The sequence below is a fragment of the Vibrio sp. YIC-376 genome, assembly GCF_052353105.1.
Taxonomy (GTDB): Bacteria; Pseudomonadota; Gammaproteobacteria; order Enterobacterales; family Vibrionaceae; genus Vibrio.
This window is the reverse complement of sequence record NZ_JBBWFK010000025.1, coordinates 38,715-46,713: the sequence shown is the minus strand read 5'-3', so window position 1 is coordinate 46,713 and position 7,999 is coordinate 38,715. Positions and strand designations below refer to the sequence as shown.

Annotated in this window: 7 protein-coding genes; 2 read left to right on the top strand and 5 right to left on the bottom strand. The window is 44.2% G+C overall.

The window, feature by feature from the left end:
* Positions 1-33: 33 nt before the first annotated feature.
* The 3 genes from WJM94_RS23700 to efp form a co-directional block, all read right to left on the bottom strand.
* Positions 34-1,238, bottom strand: a protein-coding gene (locus WJM94_RS23700; protein WP_444494826.1) for an IS3 family transposase whose coding sequence is annotated in 2 segments (ribosomal slippage) — positions 34-872 and positions 872-1,238 — 1,206 coding nt in all. Because the reading frame shifts where the segments join, the coding sequence is not laid out codon by codon here.
* Between the two features lie 150 nt (positions 1,239-1,388).
* Positions 1,389-2,792, bottom strand: a complete 1,404-nt coding sequence (locus tag WJM94_RS23695) for an SPFH domain-containing protein (protein WP_444496612.1) — start codon at positions 2,790-2,792, stop codon at positions 1,389-1,391.
* A gap of 266 nt (positions 2,793-3,058) precedes the next feature.
* Entirely contained in the window at positions 3,059-3,625 is a 567-nt protein-coding gene (gene efp, locus WJM94_RS23690) for an elongation factor P (protein ID WP_444496611.1), read from the bottom strand.
* A 32-nt stretch (positions 3,626-3,657) separates the two neighbouring features.
* Here efp and epmB point away from each other — a divergent pair, with 32 nt between their 5' ends.
* Together epmB and WJM94_RS23680 are read left to right on the top strand one after the other, a co-directional pair.
* Complete coding sequence (epmB, locus tag WJM94_RS23685; protein ID WP_444496610.1) at positions 3,658-4,680, top strand: EF-P beta-lysylation protein EpmB; 1,023 nt, start codon at positions 3,658-3,660, stop codon at positions 4,678-4,680.
* 95 nt (positions 4,681-4,775) lie between these two features.
* On the top strand, positions 4,776-5,270 hold the full coding sequence (locus tag WJM94_RS23680) for an MgtC/SapB family protein (protein WP_444496609.1): 495 nt from the start codon (positions 4,776-4,778) through the stop codon (positions 5,268-5,270).
* An 82-nt stretch (positions 5,271-5,352) separates the two neighbouring features.
* Here WJM94_RS23680 and WJM94_RS23675 read toward each other — a convergent pair whose 3' ends face one another.
* Both WJM94_RS23675 and groL read right to left on the bottom strand, forming a co-directional pair.
* The gene (locus WJM94_RS23675) at positions 5,353-5,916 is read right to left on the bottom strand and encodes a VC2662 family protein (RefSeq protein ID WP_444496608.1); all 564 of its coding nucleotides are present in this window, start codon (positions 5,914-5,916) and stop codon (positions 5,353-5,355) included.
* A 420-nt stretch (positions 5,917-6,336) separates the two neighbouring features.
* Positions 6,337-7,980, bottom strand: coding sequence for a chaperonin GroEL (gene groL / locus WJM94_RS23670; protein ID WP_444496607.1), 1,644 nt, complete (start codon positions 7,978-7,980; stop codon positions 6,337-6,339).
* Positions 7,981-7,999: the final 19 nt, after the last annotated feature.

The following is a 7,999-nucleotide window of genomic DNA, read 5'->3' as shown; positions in this document are numbered from 1 at the left end:
TGACCCGTCCTGATATGGGTTGACACTTTTTAACTAAAACGCTCGATGTACTTCATCGGGCGTTTTGTATTTTAAAGCCGTATGAGGCCTCATTTGATTATAGATCTCTACGGATTCTGCTACCATCGTCCTCGCTTCTTCCAGATCTTTCGGTTTCCTCAGTAAGAACTCCATTTTGAGTATCCCATTTACTCGCTCTGCTAAAGCATTCTGATAACAGTCATAGCCGTCAGTCATCGAGCAAGTCACTTTATGTTTCTTATGGATATCTTGATATTCCTTCGAACAGTATTGTGAGCCTCTATCTGAGTGGTGTATTAGCTTTTCTTCACTCTGCCGTTGTCTGAGAGCTGAGATAAATGCCCGCTTAACTGATTGCGTTTTCATGTTGTCATCTACATAGTAACCAACGATCTTCCTTGAATAAGCATCCGTAACCAGGCTGACATAACTCTCTCCATTTTGAGTCGGTAAGTAAGTTATATCAGCAACCCACAGTTGTTCTGGCTTCGTTGGTGTCAGCCCATCTTTCACTTTGTTTGGATGGCAGAAGAACCGATGACGACTGTCAGTTGTTCGATGATAAGCCCGTCTTGTTCTCACCAACATACGATGCCTTCTGAGAAGCTCAAAGAGCTTATCTCGACCTATCTGAATGCCCTTTATCTCTGCTAAGAATTTCAGTTTCCGCGTACCAATGCGTGGCTGCTTCATTCTGACTTCATGGACAAAGCCAATAACAACATGCTCATGATGTTCACAACGAGTCTGAGTCTGGCACTGCTTGTAATAGGCTTGACGAGAGATTTGCACTAACTGACAAAACTTCGTGACGGTCAAACCTGTTATGACTTTCTTTTGGACAACGCTTCTTTTTGCTTTTTTGTCACTCTAACGCCATAGTCACGTTCCATAACGTTCACTACAGCTTCAAAGAAATCGGCTTTGAGCTGTGCGTCTTTGAGTTGCTTCTCAAGCTCTTTAATACGTTGCTCAGGTGTGGGAGGTGAATTGAACTCGGCCATAGAGTCTTCTTTGGACATAAAGTTAGGTGTCCCTTTAGACCAATCTAGTCGACCATGCTTACGAAGCCAAACTAAAACCGTGGAGCAACCTTGGATACCGTACTTCTCTTGAGCTTGCTTGTAAGTGAGGCTTCCTTTTTCAACCTCATCAACTACGGTGAGTTTAAAAGCGAGGGAGTAATCGCGCTGAGTTCTTTTAGTGGTTGATTTCATAACACTCTCCAATTTTTTGGGTTGGAAAGTGTCAACCTTATTTAGGACGGTACACTGTTATCAAATAAAAAAGCTGGCGCTATGCCAGCTTTTTTTGTTTTTGGTCACCCATGTTCTTTTTGCTTTTCGAGCTTTTGACCACCCATGATCTTATTGCTGTGTCATCTTCTTCGTTTGGTCCATTAAGCCAAGTGCACCAAAACCAGTAATCACATCTAAGTTCGTTTTCAAGCCCGTTTCCTCACTGCCACCGATGTAGTTTTGCGGCATTTGAACCTGGAAGTTTTGCAGGTTGTTATACAAGGAGTTCGCCACTTCACGATGCAGCTCCGCTAAGTACACTTCTCGATTTGCACCTAACGCCGCATACTTCGCTTTCAATACTTCGGCTTCTGCGCGACCTTTCTCCAAAATCGCTTTCGCTTCAAACTCAGCCGAAAGTGCATTGGCTTGCTGAATCGCTAAGTTCGCTTCTGCAATTGCCAGCTCTTTCTCTTTATCTACTTCGGCAAGTCGCTTGGTTTTCTCAACTTCAACGATTTCACGCTCCGCAATTTGACGAGCGACCTCAACCTCTTTCTGCTGTGAAATAATAGCGAGCTCTTTCTGACGTTGTGCATCTTGAACCTCACGTGTACGTTGAATTTCTTTACGCAACTGTTCAGTTTCGGCTTGCGCTTTCGATGTTTCCTGCTCTTGAATCGCACGAATACGATCCGCGACTAAACGCTTTTTATCCGCCAACAGTTGATCAAGTTGCTTCTCGGGTTGTGGGTCGCCAATGGTAACCTGAGTAACTTGAATCCCGTATTGTTGTAACGGGTTGTCCTGACGGATAGGTTGACCTGTTTTATCAACCACAGGTACTGTTTTCCAGACTAGCTGATTCGTACGTTGTAATTGATTCGCGTTAGCTTGATTCGCGCCAACAGGAGCAAGGTCAAGCTCTTCAACTTCAACCTGACGACGCTCAGTCAAATAGATGCCTTCACGTAGCTGATCACCCAGCTTTGATTTAAATTGGTTCAAGCCGCCCTGAAAGAACTCTTCTCCCGTGTATTGGGTTGCGGTAATCACGGTGACGTTACGTGCATTTTTGACCAACAATGAATCTATCAAGTTGTTGTTATTGCGAAATTCTCGGTGCATCTTCTTCAACGCTTCCGGATCATTGCTCAATTTAAAGCGAAACGTTACGGGAATCTGACCAATATAGGTATCAGCAAAACGTACTTGGACCAAATCAAGCCGTTGGTAAAAATCTTCACCCTTGCTGTTGCCAAATGACACGGTGATCACTTGGTCATACTTAGTTATTTTAGACAGAAACGGCATCCGAAAATGAATACCAGGCTCAGTAAACACATCCAGTTCACCAGTGATGTTGTTCTGATGCACATAACTGTATCCAGCATCGGTCATCAAAACAGAGCTATTTATGGTCAATCCTAATGCTAATAAAGGTACTCCAAACAGCGCCGCTTTTATGCCACGGTGGAGTAACTGACGTCGTTCCTCTACTTTTAAGCCTTGCCCTAAGCTTCTGCTTTCCATATTTTTCTCCTTATTACGGTTGTCATTGAGTTAAATCGATAAAAATCAAATTGCTATGCAACTCAACGACCTTGAATACAATGTATCAAACTGTTACATGAAGAAATAATCGAAATATTCACGAAATAAATGAGATTTTTACGAACAATACAAATTTTATAAAAATATGCGGTGCGTTTCTTGTTTTCCTCAGGAAAGCATAAAAAGCAAAAATCACAGGCAATAAAAAAGGCCGCCGAAGCGACCTTTCTCAGAGAAGCAGAGAATTACTTCACACGACCTACGTATTCAGAGCTACGAGTATCAACTTTGATAACTTCGCCGATAGAAATGAATAAAGGTACGCGAACTACTGCGCCAGTAGAAAGTGTAGCTGGTTTACCACCAGTACCTTGCGTGTCACCTTTTAGGCCTGGATCAGTATCAACAACTTCTAGTTCAACAAAGTTTGGTGGAGTGATAGAGATTGGGTTACCATTCCAAAGTGTGATCATACAAGTGTTGTTTTCTACCAACCACTTAGCGTTCTCACCAACCGCTTTCGCATCTGCCGCGATCTGTTCAAACGTTTCATTGTTCATAAAGTGGTAGAATTCACCGTCTGAATATAGATAATCTAGGTCGATATCCATTACGTCTGCCACTTCACAAGTGTCACCAGACTTGAATGTTTTCTCTAGCACTTTACCAGAAAGAAGTTTACGAATTTTAACGCGGTTGAACGCCTGGCCTTTACCTGGTTTAACGTATTCGTTTTCCAGAATTACACAAGGCTCGTTATCAAGCATTAACTTAAGACCGCCTTTAAATTCATTGGTGCTAACTGTAGCCATTTTTTCCTCTTACATTCTTAGAGCTAAATTCAATGCCGCACATAATAACCCGAAAAGTCGATTCTGTTGAGCAAAACTGGCTCAAACAATTGGCGAATGGGATCTCTGATCCTGCAAAATTGCTCGAATCACTGGAAATTGATCCGTCGCCGTGGCAAGACGGGTTTGCTGCGCGCAAGCTGTTTGCACAGCGTGTACCGCAAAGTTTTGTCGAAAGGATGGAAAAAGGCAATCCTAAAGACCCTCTTTTACGTCAGGTTTTACCTTTAAGTGAAGAATTTGACGTGCATGCTGGCTACTCCAATGACCCACTGGAAGAACAAGACAACAACATTCCCGGCTTACTGCATAAATATCGCAATCGCGCCCTGATGATAGTGAAAGGTGGTTGTGCGGTGAATTGTCGGTACTGTTTCCGCCGTCATTTTCCATATCAGGACAACAAAAGTGGTAAGCAAACTTGGATGCAAAGCCTGGAGTACATGGCTCAACAACCAGAACTTAATGAAGTGATATTCTCCGGCGGCGACCCGTTAATGGCGAAAGATGACGAACTTCATTGGCTGATAGACCACATTGCTCAGATCCCACATATCAAACGTCTTCGTATTCATAGCCGCTTACCTGTAGTGATCCCTTCTCGTATCACGGATGAGTTATGTCAAATGCTCAGAGCTTCTCGCCTGCAGGTTATTCTGGTCACGCATATTAACCATGCAAACGAGATTAATGACGAACTCGCCACTCAACTATTCAAGCTCAAACAAGCCGGCGTTACGCTGCTCAATCAGAGCGTTCTGCTCAAAGATGTCAACGACTCGGTAGACGCACAGGTCGCGTTAAGTGAAGCCTTGTTTGATGCGGGCATTTTACCTTACTACTTGCATGTATTAGACAAAGTTCAGGGCGCTGCGCACTACTATGTCTCGGATGAAAAAGCCAAGGAAATAATGCGCGGAGTAATCACACGTGTATCGGGTTATTTGGTTCCAAAACTTACGCGTGAGATTGGCGGAAGACCAAGCAAAACGCCGTTGGATCTGCATTTAGAGTGAACGCCAAGGCTAAATTTAATTTATCGTAACGAGCGTTTCTTTTTGTTCGCTTTGAAGGGTAAGTCTATGCATACTCCGCTCCTTTGGAGGTCAAGATGCATACAACATTCGAACAAATTTTCGATCTTGGCCCATTCAGTTGGCCTGCCCTACTTTGCTGTGCCATCAATGGGTTAATGATTGGCATAGAGCGCCAAACCCGTGGCAAACCGGTTGGCATTCGCACTGCAATTCTTATTATTTCAGGCACTTACCTGTTTATGTCGATGGCAGTCTCCTTATCACCTAACACGCTTGATCAGGCGCGTGTGCTTGGGCAAATCATCACAGGTGTGGGGTTCCTTGGCGCTGGTGTGATGATGACGCTAGACGGCAAGATACATGGTGTAACGTCAGCAGCAGTGATTTGGGTATTAGCAGGATTGGGGCTGATGATAGGTCTTGGATACTTAACACAATCGGTAGTTATCACCCTACTGGCCTTAACGGTATTGCTGGGTGTGGATAAAGCTGAGAGCCACATCACGGCGCTTCGTCGTGGCGTGCACCAACGAATACAGCGCAGAAAATCGTCTCGCTTAATAAAATAAGCTGACAACCTAACATATAAAAAGACCCCGACATCTGTTCGGGGTCTTTTTTTGTTTGGGATCTTCTTGCTTTAACTTCAAATTATTTCGCGAAGTTAATCAGTGGGAAACACTTCAAGAAACCGTTATCCGCACAGTTCAGCAGACCGATTTGAATACCGTCGATTTGGTCAGTCATGTTGAAGAAGCCTAGCTGGAAGTTAGACTTTTTAGAGATACTTGCCAGACCAACATCCGCCATTGTGTAGCCTTCAGAGTAGTTCACTGCACTCCAGTTCAGGCCTTTTACGTTGTTAGTAATGTTAACTGCACCTAGGTTAAGACCTGTAGTTTGGCCACGGTTCCAGTTCACTAGGCCAAGTGAAGCTCCTTTCATTTCTTGGTTTACTTTAGCCGCACCAAAGAAAAGACCGAAGTTTACACCAGTCGTACGATCGGTTTCTGACATACCAAGCAGAGAGAAATCAATCCCTTTAACTTCGTTAACCTGACCATGAAGAACCGCTAGGCGAACACCACCAACTTCAGAGCGAGATGGTGCATTAATGTGATCGATAGTTGAGAACATCACAGGAGTACTGTCAGCAAGAGCAACTGGTGATGCTACGGTGGCTACCACTGCCAAAGACGTCAAAAGCTTTTTCATTCTAATCTCCGTTATATTAAGCATTATTTACAACATAGCGCATATGCCCGCATTTTGTACTAGCTGTAGTAAAAAAATGTTAGTCGCATGTCATATTTAACAAGTTGACTATAATAGAAAAAATGCTCACCTGATATGTATGCGCAAATTCTCTGCCATTTCTTGTACCAGCCCCACAACATTAATACTGCCTTTTCTTAAATATCTCCCTTTTATGTACTGTGGTTGCAATCTCAATGTTTAAAACACTTTTTCTGCGTCACGGCTCTTAAACCAAGCAGTGAACGACTATGCAGATCAATGGACAATACTTAGGCAAATGCCGAATACAAAAAAAGCCGAGGTAAACCTCGGCTTTCTATTGGATTGGTCAGTTATCTTTACGCTATAAGGTGTTACAACGACAAGATAAGCGGTGAATTACATCATGCCGCCCATACCGCCCATACCACCCATGCCGCCCATGTCTGGCATGCCTGAATCTCTCTGTGGTAGGTCAGTAACCATTGCTTCAGTTGTGATCATCAGACCTGCAACTGATGCTGCAAATTGTAGAGCGCTACGAGTTACTTTAGTTGGATCCAGGATACCCATCTCTAGCATGTCACCGTATTCACCAGTAGCTGCGTTGTAACCGAAGCTACCTTCACCAGCTTTCACGTTGTTCGCAACTACAGACTCTTCGTCACCAGCGTTTTTCGTGATTTGACGGATAGGAGCTTCCATCGCACGTAGTGCAACACGGATACCCACGTTTTGCTCTTCGTTGTCACCTTCCAGCTCAGCAATCATAGATGCCGCACGGATCAGAGCAACACCACCACCTGCAACTACGCCTTCTTCAACGGCTGCACGAGTTGCATGAAGTGCGTCTTCTACGCGGTCTTTCTTCTCTTTCATTTCAACTTCAGTTGCTGCACCAACTTTGATAACTGCAACACCGCCAGCTAGCTTAGCTACACGCTCTTGTAGTTTTTCTTTGTCGTAGTCTGAAGTTGATTCTTCGATTTGCTGACGAATCTGAGAAACACGGCCCTTGATCATATCTTCTTCACCGATACCATCGATGATAGTCGTGTTTTCTTTAGTGATCGCAACGCGCTTAGCTTGGCCAAGGTCTTCTAGCATTACTTTTTCAAGCTCTAGACCAACCTCTTCAGAGATCACAGTACCGCCAGTCAGAACAGCGATATCTTGTAGCATTGCTTTACGACGGTCACCAAAGCCAGGCGCTTTCACTGCTGCCACTTTAACGATGCCACGCATGTTGTTCACAACTAGAGTTGCTAGTGCTTCACCTTCTACGTCTTCGGCAATGATTAGCAGTGGACGAGATGCTTTAGCAACTGCTTCTAGTGCAGGTAGAAGTTCACGAATGTTTGAGATCTTCTTATCAACCAAAAGGATGAATGGGTTTTCCAGATCAACAGAACCCGCTTCTTGGTTGTTGATGAAGTAAGGAGACAGGTAACCACGGTCGAACTGCATACCTTCTACTACGTCTAGCTCATCTTGTAGTGCCTGACCTTCTTCAACCGTGATAACACCGTCGCGGCCAACACGTTCCATTGCTTCAGCAATGATGTTACCTACGCTTACGTCAGAGTTCGCAGAGATAGTACCTACCTGTGCGATCGCTTTGGTGTCGTTACATTCAACAGACAGCTCTTTTAGCTGTTCAACCGCTGCCGCAACCGCTTTGTCGATACCGCGCTTAAGATCCATTGGGTTCATACCCGCAGCTACCGCTTTTAGACCTTCGTTTACAATTGCTTGCGCTAGTACAGTTGCTGTCGTTGTACCGTCACCCGCAGCATCATTCGCTTTAGATGCTACTTCTTTAACCATTTGTGCGCCCATGTTCTGGAATTTGTCTTCCAGTTCAATTTCACGCGCTACAGATACACCATCTTTAGTGATTGTTGGTGCACCGAAAGATTTATCTAGAACTACGTTACGGCCTTTAGGACCTAGCGTTACTTTTACTGCGTCAGCCAGAACGTTTACACCTTCCAGCATTTTAACTCGTGCGTCATTACCAAATTTAACGTCTTTAGCAGCCATCTTTGATTTCCTTTCTACA